The following is a 14,214-nucleotide window of genomic DNA, read 5'->3' on the forward strand; positions in this document are numbered from 1 at the left end:
AAGCAGCAGGGCCCTTACAAACTCTGCCCGTCATCCACCGTGATGTGCGAGCCAGTGACCTGCCGCGAGGCGTCGCTGGCGAAGAATACCATCGGCTCGTCCAGCGCGGTGATATCGGTCAGGCGGCGGCGGGGCCAGGTGTTGATCTGCGCCTTGCCGCCTTCAGTATCGAACCAGTCGCCCGCGATTTCGGTGCTGATGTAGCCGGGCTGGATCGTGTTGACGCTGATGCCGAGGCGCGCCCATTCCTGCGCCAGCTGGCGGCCGAGGTGCTGCACGGCGAGCTTGGTGGCGGCGTAGGAGGCATCGCCCTGCCCGGTCATGTGCGAGGTGATCGAGCCGATCAGGATAACGCGGCCCTTCTCGCTCTGCTTCGAACCGGCCTTGATCATGCGGCGCGCGCCTTCGCGGGCCGTGAGGTAAACGCCGGTGAAATTGGTATCGACGACCGAGCGGATGCCTTCGGCAGGCACATCGAGCGCGCGGCCCGGCACGACGATCCCGGCATTTGCGACGACCACATCGGGCACGCCGATCTGCACTTCGGCGGCATCGAAGGCGGCGATGATCGAGGCTTCGTCGTTCACGTCGAGCGCGACGGCGAGAGCTTTTCCGCCGCCTGCGTTGATTTCATCCGCCAGCGCCGCAATGCGCTCCACGCGCCGTGCGCCGATCACCACGGCGGCGCCTTCGCCCGCATAGAGCCGCGCGAAGTGCGCGCCGAGGCCAGAGGAAGCGCCGGTGATCAGCGCGATGCGGCCGGAAAGTCTTGTGCCAGTCATGCGAACTTGTTGTCCCTTGGAAAGCCGGTGGGGGGCAAGCGCCCGGCTGCGCCGCGAGCGACCTTCCACGGCAGAAGATCCTTCTCGGTGCGCATACGGCCACTTTCTCCGCCCATCGCCCACGAAAGACCATCCGCAAAAGTGAGCGTGATCGCATCGGCCAGCCCGCCATCCTTGTAGCGCTGAAGGGTGACGCCCTGCCCCTTGGCCAGCACCGGCACTTCGCTCAGCGGGAAGATGACGAGCTTGCGGTTATCACCGATGACGGCAAGCGAATCATGCTCCGCCGCGATTTCGCGCACCAGCATGAGCTTCACGCCCGGCTTGGTGGTGACAACGCCGCGTCCCTTGCGGGTTTCCGCCAGCAGTTCGTCCATTTCCGCCGCGAAACCGCGTCCGCTGTTGGCGGCAAGGAGCAACTGCCCCTTGGGCTTGTGTGCCACCAGCGCCACGATCTGCGCTTCGGGATCGATATCGAGCATCGTGCGCACCGGCTCGCCAAACCCGCGCGCGCCGGGGAGTTTATCGGCCCCCAGCGTATAGAACCGCCCGTTGTCGATCGCGAACAGCAGCTTGTCGGTCGTCTGGCAGTGGAGCGCGAAGGCCGGGCCATCGCCTTCCTTGAACTTGAAATCGCTATCGAGCGGCAGATGCCCCTTGGCCGCGCGGACCCACCCGCGCGCCGAGAGGATCACCGTGACCGGCTCCTTCTCGATCATCGCGTCCATGCTGAATTCACGCGTCGGTGCGGCTTCGAGCAGCGTGGTCCGGCGCGCGCCGAGCAGGGTGGTCTCGGCATATTCCTTGCGCAGCGCCTTGAGATCGGACTTGAGGCGCTTCTTCTGGAGCTTGGGATCATCGAGCAGCGCTTGCAGTTCGGTCTGCTCGGCGATCAGCCCATCGCGCTCCTTGCGCAGTTCCATTTCCTCAAGCTTGCGCAAACTGCGCAGCCGCATGTTGAGGATCGCCTCGGCCTGCCGGTCGGTCAGCTCGAATTCGGCCATCATGATCGGCTTGGGCTCGTCCTCGGTGCGGATGATTTCGATCACCCTGTCGAGATTGAGATAGGCGATGATGTAGCCGCCCAGCAGTTCAAGCCGGCCCGCGATTTTTTCCAGCCGGTGGCGTGAGCGGCGCAGCAGGATGTCGATCTGCGAGATCACCCATTCCTGCAGGAGCAGTTTCAGCCCGAGCACGCCGGGGGTGCGGCGGGCATCGAGCACGTTGAGATTGAGCCCGAAGCGCACTTCGAGATCGGTCAGCCGGTAGAGCGATTCCTTGAGCAGGTCCGGATCGACGTTGCGGCTCTTGGGCACGAGCACGATGCGGATCTGGGCGTCGCTCTCGTCGCGCACATCCTCCAGGATCGGCAGCTTCTTGTCCGCGATCAGGGCGGCGATCTGCTCGATCAGCTTGCCCTTCTGCACCTGATAAGGGATTTCGGAGAGGACGAGCTGCCACATCCCGCCGCCCAGCTTCTCGATCCCGGTCTCTTCCCAGCTGCCGTCTTCCTGCCGCCCGGTGGAGAAGCGGCCACGCACGCGGATGGCGCCCTTGCCGGTTTCATAGGCCGCGCTGATGGCCACCTTGCTATCCACCACGAGGCCGCCGGTGGGGAAATCGGGGCCGTGGAACACCTCCATCAGCTCGGCATGGGTGGCCGCCGGGTTGTCGATCAGCATGAGCGTGGCGTCGACGATTTCGGCGACGTTGTGGCTCGGGATATTGGTCGCCATGCCCACGGCGATGCCGCTGGAACCGTTGGCAAGGAGATTGGGGAAGAGGCCGGGGAAGATTTCCGGCTCTTCCTCCTCGCCGTTGTAGGTGGGGTGGAAGGTGACGGTGCCTTCCTCCAGCCCCGCCATCAGGCGCATCGCGGTGCGCGTCAGCCGCGCTTCGGTGTAGCGGTAGGCGGCGGCATTATCGCCGTCGATATTGCCGAAATTGCCCTGCCCTTCGACCAGCGGGTAGCGCAGCGCAAAATCCTGCGCGAGGCGGACCATCGCATCGTAGACCGAGGCATCGCCATGCGGGTGATACTTGCCGATGACATCGCCGACGACGCGCGCGGACTTCTTGAACGCGCCGGTGGGATCGAGCCGCAGCTGCTGCATTGCCCAGAGCAGGCGGCGATGCACCGGCTTCAGCCCATCGCGCAGATCAGGCAGCGAGCGCGCGGTGATCGTGGAGAGCGCATAGACCAGATAGCGCTCCGACAGCGCGCTATCGAACGGCGCATCGACAATCGCGTCGAAGGGATCAGGCTCGGCGTCGGTGATTTTCGTAGTCATGGCACCTTGCGCCATAGCAAGCCGGGCCGGGCCATGGGAACAGGCCGGAGGGCGAGTTTACCCCGATGTTTTGGGCGCGCGGAGTACGGCAGCGCGCGCCCCTCGCCCCGTTCAGGTGATCCGGAACACCTGGATCAGCCGTCCGTTCGCGTTGGGGCCGAAATCCGGTGCCGGGATTTCCGGCGGGATCGGATAGATCAGGGTGGCGACAAACACGGATTCGCGCAGCCATGCATACTTCTTGCCCGGCACGTTGAAGCTGGGCTGGAGGCGGAAGCGGTTTTCCGAATAGCGCGGCCCCATGTTGTGGATGATGATCTGCACGCCGTCGTCGGTCCGCAGGCGGTACAGCGCGTCGATGATTTCCACCCCGTCGGGCCGCACGACCGGGAAATCGCCGCCGCCGGGAACCACCGTGCCCTTGATGCCGCGCCCGTAGAAGGTCCCTCCCACGATCGGCCACAGCTCTTCGCGGATGCCATCGGCGGCGGTCTGATCGTCCCCATTCTTGCCACCCTTGCCGCCCATCGATTCGGGCGCGGTGCAGAACGGCAGGATATCCATCACCCATTCGAGGCCGGGCTGATCATAGACCCGGGGCTGCTGCGCCGCCGGGGCAGGCAGGGCTTCGGCCTCGAGCCGCGAGGCGGCGGTGGCGAGCGGAAGTCCTGCGCCGATAAGGCCAATGGCGCGGCGGCGGGATAATGTCATGAGCCTCTCCGGATGGGCAGCGCCCTGAACGGCGCGGCCTTCACCGGCGGGTTTATCATGCAGGAAGCACCGGACAAGCTGCGGATCAGTGTCCTGCAGCCTCAGTTCAGCGTGGCGTCGAAGGTGATCGCAAAAGTCGCTCCGGGGGCGAGCGTGGTGGCGGTAGCGGTCAACGTGCCAGTAAGGAAAGAGACGCCGTAGGGATCGCTCTCGTCCACGCCGGCGGCGTCATCATCTTCGACCGTCGTGGCCGTAGCGCAGGCCGGACCGCTGCGCGCGGTGCCGGGAGTGTAGGTGATCCCGGCGGGGAGCAGATCGGTGGCAGCGATATTGGTGCCCGCCAGCGTGCCGGGATTGGTCACGAGGATGCAATAGCGCAGCACCGCGCCGGGGATCGCCTTGGGATTGCTGGCGTTGACCGGATCGGACAGCACGCTGGACGTCTTGGTGACGGCCAGCGCGGGGACGCGGGTGTTGGTATAGGTGCACACGATCGCGGTTTCGGCAGCGCCGATGGTGAGGCCATCGGCCAGGTTGGTGTCGGCCGCGCCAGTGCAGGCCACCGCGGCGAAATAACGGCTGACATTGGTGGCGGCGAGGGTCTCGGCCAGCGTGACGGTTTCACCCAGCACGACCGGCGTGGGGGCCGCGCTCGTATCAAGCTCGCTTGCGGTGCCGGCATCGGAGGCGAGCGCGCCGATCTCGGTGCCCCCGCGCGCAAGGGTGACAGTGGCATCATCGCCCACGTTGGCATCGGCCCACTGCTTGCGCAGGGTGACGCGGCCATCGTTGTCGGTGATCGTATAGGTGCCGGTCGTCTGGACGGTTGCGCCGCACGAGGTGGTGTTGGCGATGGTGTAGCCGGTGCCTGCGCTGATCGAATAGCTGATCGTTTCGGAAGCTTCGAGTGCGGTATCGTCGACCACGCTGATGCCAAGCGCGACTGGGGTGTTGTAGTAAGTGCCCGCAGGAATGGTGACGGTGAAGGTCGCAGCATTGCCCGGCGTGGTATAATCGGTGCCACGCGTGGCGGTGCCGCCAGTGATACTGACGATCACGTTGATCGCACTCGTGGCAGAGCCGGTGACGAGGAGCGTGGCCATATTGGCCGCTGGTACGCTTTCCGTGCCTGTGCTGCTGGCGGCGGAGATCTGGACGAAGGGCCTGAGGCTCAATTGGATGGCATCGAGGAAATTGCCGAACGAGCCCGCATCGGTGGTGGTGAACTGCACGCGCTGCATGCCGGTGGCACCGGTGTAGGTGGTGCTGCCGGTGTTGACGTTCCACACCTGGTTGGCGGTGGTGGAAACCTGTGTCGCCAGCGTCTGGATCACCGTCCCGGTGCTGGAGGCAACCTGAAAACGCGCGGTTTGGGTGTTGGGCCCGCCAGCGCGGGCGCGGTGCGCGAAGGTCCAGCCGAACGGCTCGCCGTTGATCAGGCAGATGTTCTGGAACAGCGTGCCATTGGTGTTGGCATTCATTTCAGCGAAGACCGCGCCGGCATAGGCGGGGACGCCGTTGAAATTGGTGTCCCACAGCTCGATCTCGCCGGTGGTGGAGCTCCACCCCGTAACCGAGGCGATGGGCAGGATTTCGTAGTTCGGCGCGCCGGGCCCGGCCGGATCGTTGGCTTCGAACGAAGGGTTTTGCAGCGCGCGCAGCTGGGCGTGGGCCGGGGCCGCCATGCAGATTGCCAGCAGGGCAAGCAGCACGCGGATCAGGCGGTGCTGCAGCACGTCTTGCACGGTCGCTCCCCGATGCGCCGCCTTGCGCGGCCATACGGGTATTCCCCTAGCGCGGCTCAGCGCCCCTGCATATCCCGCGCTTCTTCGGGCACATGCACGGTCAGCCCATCCAGCGCGTCAGTCAGCACGATCTGGCAGGCGAGGCGGCTGGTGCGCGTGACCCCGGCGGCGAGATCGAGCATGTCTTCCTCGTCGTCGCTCGCGGCAGCCAGCTGCGCGAACCACTCCGCCGCCACCACGACATGGCAGGTGGAGCAGGCCATCTGCCCCTCGCACGTGCCTTCGAGCGGCAGGCCCGCGTTCTGGCCCACTTCAAGCAGGCGCGTGCCGGGAGCAGCTTCGGCCGCAATGCGCTGATCCTGCGCGGTGATGAAAGTGACCTTGACCATGGCTACGTCGCTCCCTGCGCAGCTTGCGCACCCGGCGCGCATAGCGCGCCTTGTTCGTTCGCAGCCGCATTGATTGCGGCGGCGGCCCGTTCAAGATCCTCTGCCCTGGTATAGCGTCCGAAGCCGATCCGGATCGCGGTTTTTGCATCCCTGTCTGAAAGTCCGAGCGCGCGCAAGACATGGCTGGGGCGGCCCGAGCCGCTTGCGCAGGCGGAACCGGCGGAAAAGGCGAGCGTGCGGCAATCCGACATCAGTCTGGCAACATCGAGGCCATCGCGGCGGATGTTGAGATTGCCGCGCCAGCGGTGATCGGCGCTGCCGTTCAGCGTCCAGTCGGCGAAAAGCGCGCGGGCCAATTGCCACAGGTCTTCGACATGTTGTCCATCGCTTTCCCGCAGACTTGTGCACAGGGCGGCCGCCGCGCCGAACCCGGCGCAGAGCGCGGGGGAAAGCGTGCCCGAGCGCAGGCCCTGCTCCTGCCCGCCGCCGTGCATTTGCGGGGCGAGCTGGATACCATCGCGCACCCACAAGGCACCGATGCCCTTGGGGCCGTGCAGCTTGTGCGCCGATATCGCGATCATATCGGCATTCGCGGGCGGGGCGAGTTTGCCCGCGCCTTGCACCGCATCGCACAAAAACAGCGCGCCAGCAGCGTGCGCCGCGTCCGCCAGCGTCTCGACCGACTGGATGGTACCGATCTCGTTGTTGACTTGCATCACCGCGACGAGGCCAGTGCCTTCAGGGATCGCCGCATCCCCCGCGACCAGTCCATCCAGCCCCACAGGCAGCACCGCGCAGGCCGGATCGGCAAAGCGCGCCGTATCGAGCACGGCGGCGTGTTCGATGGCCGACACCGCCAGCCGCTTCGCGCCGCTGCCTAGAATGGCAAGATTGAGCGCCTCAGTCGCGCCCGAGGTGAAGATCACGCGGCCACCGGGCGGCAGGAGCGCGGCGACTTGCTCGCGCGCCACCTCGACCGCCGCCGCCGCTGCGCGGCCCGGACGGTGGGGGCTGTGCGGATTGGCAAAGCCATCATCGCCCAGCCAGCGAAGCATCGCCTCGCGCGCTTCGGGGGCGAGCGGTGTCGTCGCCTGATAATCCAGATAGATCATCCCGCGATCTCCCGCCACGCGCTAAGGAAAGCATCGATCTCGCCTTGCGTCGTTTCCCGCCCGATCGAAACGCGGATCACTTCACCCGCATGGGGATAGCCCATCGCGGTGAGCACGGGGCTGGCCTTGAGCGAGCCTGACGAACAGGCGCTGCCCGCGGAGACAGCGATACCCATGCCATCGAAGCGGATCAGCTGCGCCGTGGCGGAGCGGCCCGGCATGCGGTATCCGGCGATGGTGGGAAGGCGCAGGGCGTCAGCCGCGACCACTTCGCCGCCCGCCGCAACAACACCCTCATCGAGCCGCTGCCGCAGGCGTGCGGCGTGCTCCAGCCAGCCGAACCCCGCCTCCAGCGCGGCGGCCATGGCCATCGCGCCTGGCAGGTTTTCCGTGCCGCCGCGATAGCCGCGTTCCTGCCCGCCAGTGGGCCTGAGCAATGCCCAATCGCGCACCAGCAGCGCGCCCACGCCGATGGGGCCGCCGAACTTGTGTGCGCTGATCGCAATCAGGTCTGCCGCCGGGAGCGCGATCTTACCCGCACCTTGCGCGCAATCGGCCAGCAGCATGCCCCCCGCTGCCCGCACTTGCGCGGTCATATCAGCAAGCGGCTGGATCACGCCGGTTTCGTTGTTGACGTGCTGCACGGCGACGAGGCCATTGAGCGTACCCTCTGCCATCACCTGCCCCGCACCATCGACCGGCAGGCGAACGGCATCACCCGCCCAGCGCAGCACCGCCTCGTGCTCGACCGCGCAAACCGCCGCGAGCGGCACGGCGCAGCGCGTTATCGCCAGTGCCAGCGCCTCGCTCGCCCCAGAGGTAAACACCACCTCGCCCGTCCACCCCAGCGCTGCCTTGACCCGCGCGCGCGCATCTTCCAGCGCTGCCCGCGCCGCGCGGCCTACCTTGTGCGGGCTGGAGGGATTGGCCCAGAGCGCGAAGCCTTCGAGCATGGCCTCGCGCGCGGTGGGGAGCAGCGGCGTCGTGGCGGCATGGTCGAGGTAGATCGGCGGCATGAATGTTCGCTCTGGCGGGAATGATTGCTTTTGAGGCAACCGTTTCTATATAGCGGCTTCTCGCTTTTCCCAGCCCCGGCGTGCCGCGCGGCCCCATGGCCCCCACGACAGGGCTTGGTAAATCAGGACAGTCCATGCCCGCAGTCATCTTTCCCGGTCCCGATGGTCGCCTCGAAGGCCGCTTCCAGCCCGCCTCGCGCCCGCGCGCGCCGGTCGCCATGATCCTCCATCCGCACCCGCAAGCAGGCGGCACGATGAACGATCGCATCACGCAGGCGATGTACAAGACGTTCGTTGCGCGCGGCTTTGCCACGCTGCGCTTCAACTTTCGCGGCGTGGGCCGCAGCCAGGGCTCTTTTGACAACGGCATCGGCGAACTGTCAGACGCTGCCGCTGCGCTCGATTGGGTGCAGTCTATCCACCCCGAAGCCAGCACCACGTGGATCGCGGGCTATTCGTTCGGCGCGCTGATCGGCATGCAGCTGCTGATGCGCCGCCCGGAAATCCGGGGCTTCATCTCGGTCGCGCCGCCCGCCAACATGTATGATTTCAGCTTCCTCGCCCCCTGCCCCGCCAGCGGCATCATCGTGCAGGGCGCAGCCGATACGGTGGTGACGCCGAATGCGGTGCAGAAGCTGGTCGACAAGCTGCGCACGCAGAAGCACATCACCATCCACCACGACGAGATCCCGCGCGCCAACCACTTCTTCGAGAACGAGCTCGACGACATGATGCGCGCGGTGGACAACTATCTCGACATGCGCCTCTCGCCGGATTGCCCGATCCGCTGACCTTCCCGATCCGAACAGGAGGCTGACATGCCCACGCGCCGCAGCGTGATCCTGGGCGCCAGTGCGGCAGCCGCGTTGACCTTGGGCGGACGCGCCGCTGCCGCCAGCTACCGGGCGATTCCGCAGTGCCCTTCGGCGAGGGTTATTGTGGACAACGACTTCGCGGGCGATCCCGATGGCCTCGTGGCGCTCGCGCACCAGTTGCTCACCACGAAGACCAGAACCGTCCTTGTCACAAGTTCGGCGCTTGATCCCAAATTGCTCGGCTCGGCCTTTCCGCAAGGAAGCGCAGCAGCAGGGCGCGATGTTGCGCTGGAACTGATCGCACGGGCGGGCATCAGCCCTGCCCCGCCGGTGATCGCCGGATCCGAAGCGCTGGGCAGCAGCCCTGCCGAACCCAGTGCGGCTGCCCGCGCCATTGCGGCCGAAGCGATGCGCGATGATCCTTTGCCCTTGTTTTTTACCTGCGGCGGTCCGCTCACCAATCTAGCCGCAGCGCTGCGGATGGAACCCGCCATTGCGCGGCGCATGACCGTGATCTGGATCGGCGGCGGCGCTTATCCCAAAGGCGGCTGGGAATACAATCTGGCGACTGACCTTCCGGCCGCGCGGACCGTGATCGAGCAATCGCGGGTTCCGCTGTGGCAAGTGCCCCAGCCGGCCTACCGCCAGATGCAGGCCTCCGTGGCCGAACTGGCCGATCAGTTGCGCCCGATCTCGCCCTTTGCCGCCTGGATTTATGACAAGTTTACCTCACCCCCGGCATTCGTCGATCTGGGCGGCAGCTGGCCGATGGGCGATAGCCCGACAGTGATGATCACCGCGATCACATCGGAAAGCAGCACTTTTGCCGATCGCGCGGCGCGGCGCATCAAGGCGGATGGCAGCTATGGCGCCGCCATCCCCGGCAGGACCATGCGCGTCTACGAAACGCTGGATGCGCGGCTGACCTTTGCCGATTTCCTCGCCCTGATGCGCCTGCACGCCAAAGGCGAAATCTGAAGCCAGCCAGACGGATGCGCCTTGCTCCGGACGGCCCGATCCGCTGAGATGGGAAAACCCCCTCCCCTTTGCGGGAGAGGGGGTTTTCAGATCAGAACTGCACGCGCTTGGTGTAGCCGCCATCGACGACGAGGTTCGCGCCCGTCATCGCCTTGCACGTCGGCGAGGCGACGAACACGATGGCCCGCGCCAGCTCCTCGCCGGTTGCCATCCGGCCCATCGGAATCTGGGCCAGCGTGCTTTCGTAGAACGGCGTCATCTTTTCCTTGATGTAGGCCCACGGACCGTCCTCGGTCATGATCGGGCCCGGCGTGATGCAGTTCACGCGCACGCCCTGCGGCGCCAGTGCCTGCGACAGATCCGACGAATAGACCATCACCGCTGCCTTGAGCGCATTGTAGGGCTGCACGCCCATGAATTCCTCGACCGCGCCGGTCGAGCTCATGCAGATGATCGAGCCGGCATCGGACTTGAGCAAGTGGGGCTTCGCAGCCGCGATCCCGCGCCGCATGGGGAGAATATCGGCCTGCATCACTGCATCCCACCCCGCATCGCTGTCTTCGCCCAGATTGGCCGAGGTGAAGCTGATGAAGATGTCGCAGCCGCCCAGCGCTTCGGCCGCGCGGTCAACGAACGCCGGAACCGCTTCGACGTCCGTCACGTTGAGCGCCTCGGAATAGACCGTGACCCCGCTCGGCGCGAGCTCGCCCACGATCTTGTCGACCTTGACCTGCGTGCGTCCGCAGACCGCGACGTGGCAACCCTCTGCCGCCAGCGCGAGCGCCACCTGCCGCCCGATCCCGCCATTGGCGCCAACCAGAATGGCCTTCCTGTCCTTGAGCCCGAGATCCATTGCGCGTTCCTTTCGTGTGTGATGCGTGCTGCGACCATGAGAACGGCGCGCCCTTGCGGCCACTCCCGATTTGGGCAGGGGTGGCCTGTGTGGAGGGAATTGCCAAGCCTGAAAGGTCCTCCCCATTTTGGCGGCACGCACAAATGGGGAGGGGGACCTCCCGCGCAGCGGGTGGTGGAGGGGCAAAGGGCCGGAGCAGCTATCCCGGTGAGGAGAGCCTCCGGCGGGCAAGTGCCATACAGACGAGGGGGGTACGGTTGGCGTACGGCAAAATGTGCAATAACCCCCAGATTCCCACCGACCACAAACCACTTTCCAACTCACCGCTGCCAGCAGCCTTAGCTTGCTCAGGCAGGCAACAGGCATTTGTTGTTTGGTATCAGGAGGAAAGGCAGCCCAGCTCCGGCCCGCCAGTTATCTCTTTAGACCGTGTCAACCTAGCCCCTCCCCCAGATGCCGGAAATGCTGCCAGCACCCCCACAGCGCCAAACCAACGGCGATGTGCACGGCGGTGATCGGCGGCCAGCCGAACAGGAAAATCACGTTGTTGATCGTCACGTTGCCCGGAAAGGGGCCGCCACCGAATTCGAGGCCGCGCGTGCCGAACACCGCGTTGGCGATGGCGGGCAGGGTAAACAGCCAGCCGAAGGTGAGCGACGACCAGAACAGCCACGCCTGCGCCCGCTCGCCCAGACGGATGTAGTTCCCGCCTGCGCCGATGGCGATGAGGAGGGTGCCGTTGGTCAGGCCTTCGAGGTGCGCCATGTTCCACGCGCGGCGATCACCGCCGATCTGCACTGGCACGTCGGTGATGATCGGCCAGAGATCGATGGCCCCCAGCAGGAAGAAGAAATAGATCCACCCCGCCACCAGCGCCGTGGCGATCAGCCCGATCCCGTTGAACACCAGCAGCGCGCGGCGCCGTTCCTGCAGCATGGTCATCATCCCCCTTGTTGGCCCTGCCCTTCCGCTGCGATGCGGAATGCGGCGATGCTCTGGGGAATAAACCACATCCGGAAGGCAGCGTCATCCGGCGAGGTGTCAGGAGCCTCTCCTTGCGAAAGGGAGAGGCTCCTGCCCCGGCTCAGAACTTGATCGTCGCTTCGATCCCGAACTGCTGGCGCGGTGACACGACGCCGAAGTAGAACAGCCCGGCATCGAGCACGTTAGAGAGGCGGCCGCCCTTGTTGAGCAGATCGCGCGCATAGGCCGAGATGCGCAGGTTCTTGATCGCGCTGCCTTCGTGGAGCAGCGCCACGCTGGCATCGAGCGTGCCGTAAGCGGGGATCACATCGCGCCGCGCGCCGGTCGTATCGGCGAGCGGCGAGGTGGTGAGATCATCGATGAAGGCATAATCGATGGTGAACGTGACACGGTTGGCATCGCTGACCTGCAACCCGTAATCAAGGCCCGCGTTGAACGAGACCTTGGGTGCGCGGCGGAAGTTGCGCTGGGCCGAAACGTCGATGAACTTGCCGGGATTGGCCAGATCCGGGATCAGGAACGACTTGTACTTGCCGTTGAGGTAGCCGCCCGAGGCGCGCAACGTGAGATCGGGCGTGGGCCGCGCCTGCAGTTCGAGTTCGAGGCCCCAGATGCGGGCGGAGGCGGCATTTTCGACGATGGTTTCGGTGCCGGCCCCGGCGGCGCGGATGATGTCTTCCTGCTTGTTGTTGTAGTTCACCCAGAACGCCGTGGGATTGACGCGCAACTTGCCCCCGAACAGGTCGCTCTTGATGCCAGCCTCGTAGCTGTCGACCTTTTCGGGGTTGTAAGGCCCGATCGAAGTTGCCGAAGTGGCGCGGCCATTGAACCCGCCGGAGCGGAAGCCGCGCGACCAGCTAGCATAGAGCATCGTATCGGGGTTCGGCTTCCAATCGAGGATCACGCGGCCCGTGGGATCGCTGAAGGTCTTTTTCGCCGCCGCGCTGAACTTGCCCGGCACGGTGAAATCGATGTTGAAGTCCTTGGTTTCCCACGTGTAGCGCCCGCCCACAGTGAGGCGGACATTGTGGCCCAGCTTGAAGATGGATTCGGCAAAGATCGCAATTGAATCAAGCTTTTGCCCGGCGGTGAAATTCTGCACCGGGCCATTGAGGATATAGGCCTGCGCGGCGCGCTTCCCGTTGTAGGGGTATGGTTTGATAAAGTAATCGGTGTGCAGGTAATAAGCACCGGCGACGATATCGATGTTGTCCGTCAGGTTGCCGGCGATGCGCACTTCCTGGCTGAACTGCTTGTACGACTGATCGCGCGCGGCGACGAACAGCGGCAGCGCCACGCCGGGCGCAACCGGGATCGGCGGCGTGCCGGTGTTTTCCTCCAGCAGCGAATCGTTGGTATCGCGGTAGCCGGTGATCGCGGTGAGCTTGAAATTGCCGAGCTTGGCATTGATTTCGAGGCTGGCATTCACCCCGTCGATGAAGCTGCGGAAGGGGATCGTGCTGTTGGCGAGGGTGTAGTTTTCCTTGGCCTGCTTGAGATAACCTTCGGACGCGCAGCCGAGCTCCTTGAGCGGCGGAACCGCTGCGAAGATCGCCTGCGTGAAATCGCAGATATTGCCGCCCGCACCGAAAGGCAGACCGCTGGCCTGGGTGAGGTTGATCGTGGACGGATAACCCGAGCGGTCCTTCTGGTAATCGACCGAGAGCAGCGCGGTGGTATCGGGGCCAAGATCGAGCAGCATCGAGCCGCCGACGTTCCAGAAATCGCGGCCCTTCTCGCGCTCGCCGGTATAGCGGTTGCGCGTGAAGCTGTCGCTCTTGCGGAGCAGGCCGAACAGCTTGATCGAGGCGAAATCGCCGATCTTGGGCAGGTTCACCACCGCATCGAGATCATACGTGCCGTAGCTGCCATAGCGGCCATGGAGCGCGGCGCCGAGTTCGCCCGTGGGCTTGGTGCGGCGCATCGAAATGGTGCCGCCGATGGTGTTGCGACCATAAAGCGTACCCTGCGGACCGCGCAGCACTTCGACGGATTCGAGATCGAAGAAATCGACGTTGGCGCCGGTGTTGGTGCCAAGGAACACGCCGTCGATCGAGATGCCGATGGCGGGATCGAAGGTCTTTTCAAGATCGGCGAAGCTGACCCCGCGGATCGAGGCGGACAGCGCGTTGCCCGCGAACGAGACACGCGAGAGCTGCACGTTGGGCAGGAACTTCTGGATGTTCTGCACATCGAGCAGGACGGAATTCTGGATGATGTTCGCATTGAGCGCGCTGACGGACAGCGGCGTATCCTGCAGCTTTTCGTTGCGGAAGCGGGCGGTGACCACAATGTTGTCGATCGCGCCGGCTTCGGTTTCGCTGGTGGTGGCGCCGGTGGCCTGCGGCTCAGCCTGCGCCATTGCGGCGGCAGGCAAGAAGGCGCCCCCGATCATCAGGACTTTGACAAGGCGCGCCTTCGCGGCGCTCAACGTGCCATTCATGCCAGTTCTCCCCCTTTATATTGTTATAAGGCATAGCTTTACTGCACTGCTGCCTGTGGGGAGAAGGTGAACTTGGAGCGGGAAACCGACCACTG

The 14,214-nt window shown here is 65.2% G+C and carries 12 protein-coding genes; 2 read left to right on the forward strand and 10 right to left on the reverse strand.

Going from position 1 to position 14,214, the window contains the following annotated elements; all coding sequences use genetic code 11:
* Positions 1-14 precede the first annotated feature (14 nt).
* The 7 genes from CFE35_RS11965 to CFE35_RS11995 all read right to left on the reverse strand — a co-directional run bounded on the left by CFE35_RS11965 (position 15) and on the right by CFE35_RS11995 (position 8,046).
* Complete coding sequence (locus CFE35_RS11965) at positions 15-782, reverse strand: SDR family NAD(P)-dependent oxidoreductase (protein ID WP_292930827.1); 768 nt, start codon at positions 780-782, stop codon at positions 15-17.
* Positions 779-3,073: a DNA topoisomerase IV subunit A gene (gene parC, locus CFE35_RS11970; protein ID WP_292930828.1), complete on the reverse strand. Its 2,295-nt coding sequence runs from the start codon at positions 3,071-3,073 to the stop codon at positions 779-781. Before parC ends, CFE35_RS11965 begins: the two co-directional genes overlap by 4 nt.
* A 111-nt stretch (positions 3,074-3,184) precedes the next feature.
* Positions 3,185-3,784 (reverse strand): DUF3237 domain-containing protein, encoded by a 600-nt coding sequence (locus CFE35_RS11975; protein ID WP_292930829.1) that lies wholly within the window; start codon positions 3,782-3,784, stop codon positions 3,185-3,187.
* 101 nt (positions 3,785-3,885) lie between these two features.
* Positions 3,886-5,529: a hypothetical protein gene (locus CFE35_RS11980; RefSeq protein ID WP_292930830.1), complete on the reverse strand. Its 1,644-nt coding sequence runs from the start codon at positions 5,527-5,529 to the stop codon at positions 3,886-3,888.
* Positions 5,530-5,585: 56 nt separating this feature from the next.
* Positions 5,586-5,918: a 2Fe-2S iron-sulfur cluster-binding protein gene (locus CFE35_RS11985; RefSeq protein WP_292930831.1), complete on the reverse strand. Its 333-nt coding sequence runs from the start codon at positions 5,916-5,918 to the stop codon at positions 5,586-5,588.
* 2 nt (positions 5,919-5,920) lie between these two features.
* Positions 5,921-7,030 carry a cysteine desulfurase family protein gene (locus CFE35_RS11990; RefSeq protein ID WP_292930832.1) on the reverse strand — a complete coding sequence of 370 codons (1,110 nt, stop codon included), beginning with the start codon at positions 7,028-7,030 and terminating at the stop codon, positions 5,921-5,923.
* A complete protein-coding gene (locus CFE35_RS11995) occupies positions 7,027-8,046 on the reverse strand; it encodes an aminotransferase class V-fold PLP-dependent enzyme (RefSeq protein WP_292930833.1) in 1,020 nt (339 codons plus the stop codon). The genes CFE35_RS11990 and CFE35_RS11995 overlap by 4 nt, the downstream gene beginning before the upstream one ends.
* Positions 8,047-8,180: 134 nt before the next feature.
* On the opposite strand from CFE35_RS11995, the gene CFE35_RS12000 reads away from it, so the two are divergent.
* Positions 8,181-8,837 (forward strand): alpha/beta hydrolase, encoded by a 657-nt coding sequence (locus tag CFE35_RS12000; protein WP_292930834.1) that lies wholly within the window; start codon positions 8,181-8,183, stop codon positions 8,835-8,837.
* A gap of 27 nt (positions 8,838-8,864) precedes the next feature.
* Positions 8,865-9,839 (forward strand): nucleoside hydrolase, encoded by a 975-nt coding sequence (locus CFE35_RS12005; RefSeq protein WP_292930835.1) that lies wholly within the window; start codon positions 8,865-8,867, stop codon positions 9,837-9,839.
* Positions 9,840-9,930: 91 nt separating this feature from the next.
* Here CFE35_RS12005 and CFE35_RS12010 read toward each other — a convergent pair whose 3' ends face one another.
* From CFE35_RS12010 to CFE35_RS12020, 3 genes are all read right to left on the reverse strand, one after another.
* Positions 9,931-10,692, reverse strand: a complete 762-nt coding sequence (locus CFE35_RS12010; protein WP_292930836.1) for an SDR family oxidoreductase — start codon at positions 10,690-10,692, stop codon at positions 9,931-9,933.
* A 432-nt stretch (positions 10,693-11,124) separates the two neighbouring features.
* The gene (locus tag CFE35_RS12015; RefSeq protein ID WP_292930837.1) at positions 11,125-11,634 is read right to left on the reverse strand and encodes a hypothetical protein; all 510 of its coding nucleotides are present in this window, start codon (positions 11,632-11,634) and stop codon (positions 11,125-11,127) included.
* Between the two features lie 142 nt (positions 11,635-11,776).
* Positions 11,777-14,119: a TonB-dependent receptor gene (locus CFE35_RS12020; protein ID WP_292930838.1), complete on the reverse strand. Its 2,343-nt coding sequence runs from the start codon at positions 14,117-14,119 to the stop codon at positions 11,777-11,779.
* Between the last annotated feature and the right edge of the window lie 95 nt (positions 14,120-14,214).

This window comes from Novosphingobium sp. PASSN1, assembly GCF_002278815.1.

What these genes read in the sequence shown, in the direction of transcription:
- CFE35_RS12010 (WP_292930836.1), bottom strand. Translation starts at nt 10,692, where the DNA reads ATGGATCTCGGGCTCAAGGACAGGAAGGCCATTCTGGTTGGCGCCAAT.
- CFE35_RS12000 (WP_292930834.1), top strand. Translation starts at nt 8,181, where the DNA reads ATGCCCGCAGTCATCTTTCCCGGTCCCGATGGTCGCCTCGAAGGCCGC.
- CFE35_RS11985 (WP_292930831.1), bottom strand. Translation starts at nt 5,918, where the DNA reads ATGGTCAAGGTCACTTTCATCACCGCGCAGGATCAGCGCATTGCGGCC.
- CFE35_RS11975 (WP_292930829.1), bottom strand. Translation starts at nt 3,784, where the DNA reads ATGACATTATCCCGCCGCCGCGCCATTGGCCTTATCGGCGCAGGACTT.
- CFE35_RS12020 (WP_292930838.1), bottom strand. Translation starts at nt 14,119, where the DNA reads ATGAATGGCACGTTGAGCGCCGCGAAGGCGCGCCTTGTCAAAGTCCTG.
- CFE35_RS11965 (WP_292930827.1), bottom strand. Translation starts at nt 782, where the DNA reads ATGACTGGCACAAGACTTTCCGGCCGCATCGCGCTGATCACCGGCGCT.
- CFE35_RS11990 (WP_292930832.1), bottom strand. Translation starts at nt 7,030, where the DNA reads ATGATCTATCTGGATTATCAGGCGACGACACCGCTCGCCCCCGAAGCG.
- CFE35_RS11995 (WP_292930833.1), bottom strand. Translation starts at nt 8,046, where the DNA reads ATGCCGCCGATCTACCTCGACCATGCCGCCACGACGCCGCTGCTCCCC.
- CFE35_RS12015 (WP_292930837.1), bottom strand. Translation starts at nt 11,634, where the DNA reads ATGACCATGCTGCAGGAACGGCGCCGCGCGCTGCTGGTGTTCAACGGG.
- CFE35_RS12005 (WP_292930835.1), top strand. Translation starts at nt 8,865, where the DNA reads ATGCCCACGCGCCGCAGCGTGATCCTGGGCGCCAGTGCGGCAGCCGCG.
- parC (WP_292930828.1), bottom strand. Translation starts at nt 3,073, where the DNA reads ATGACTACGAAAATCACCGACGCCGAGCCTGATCCCTTCGACGCGATT.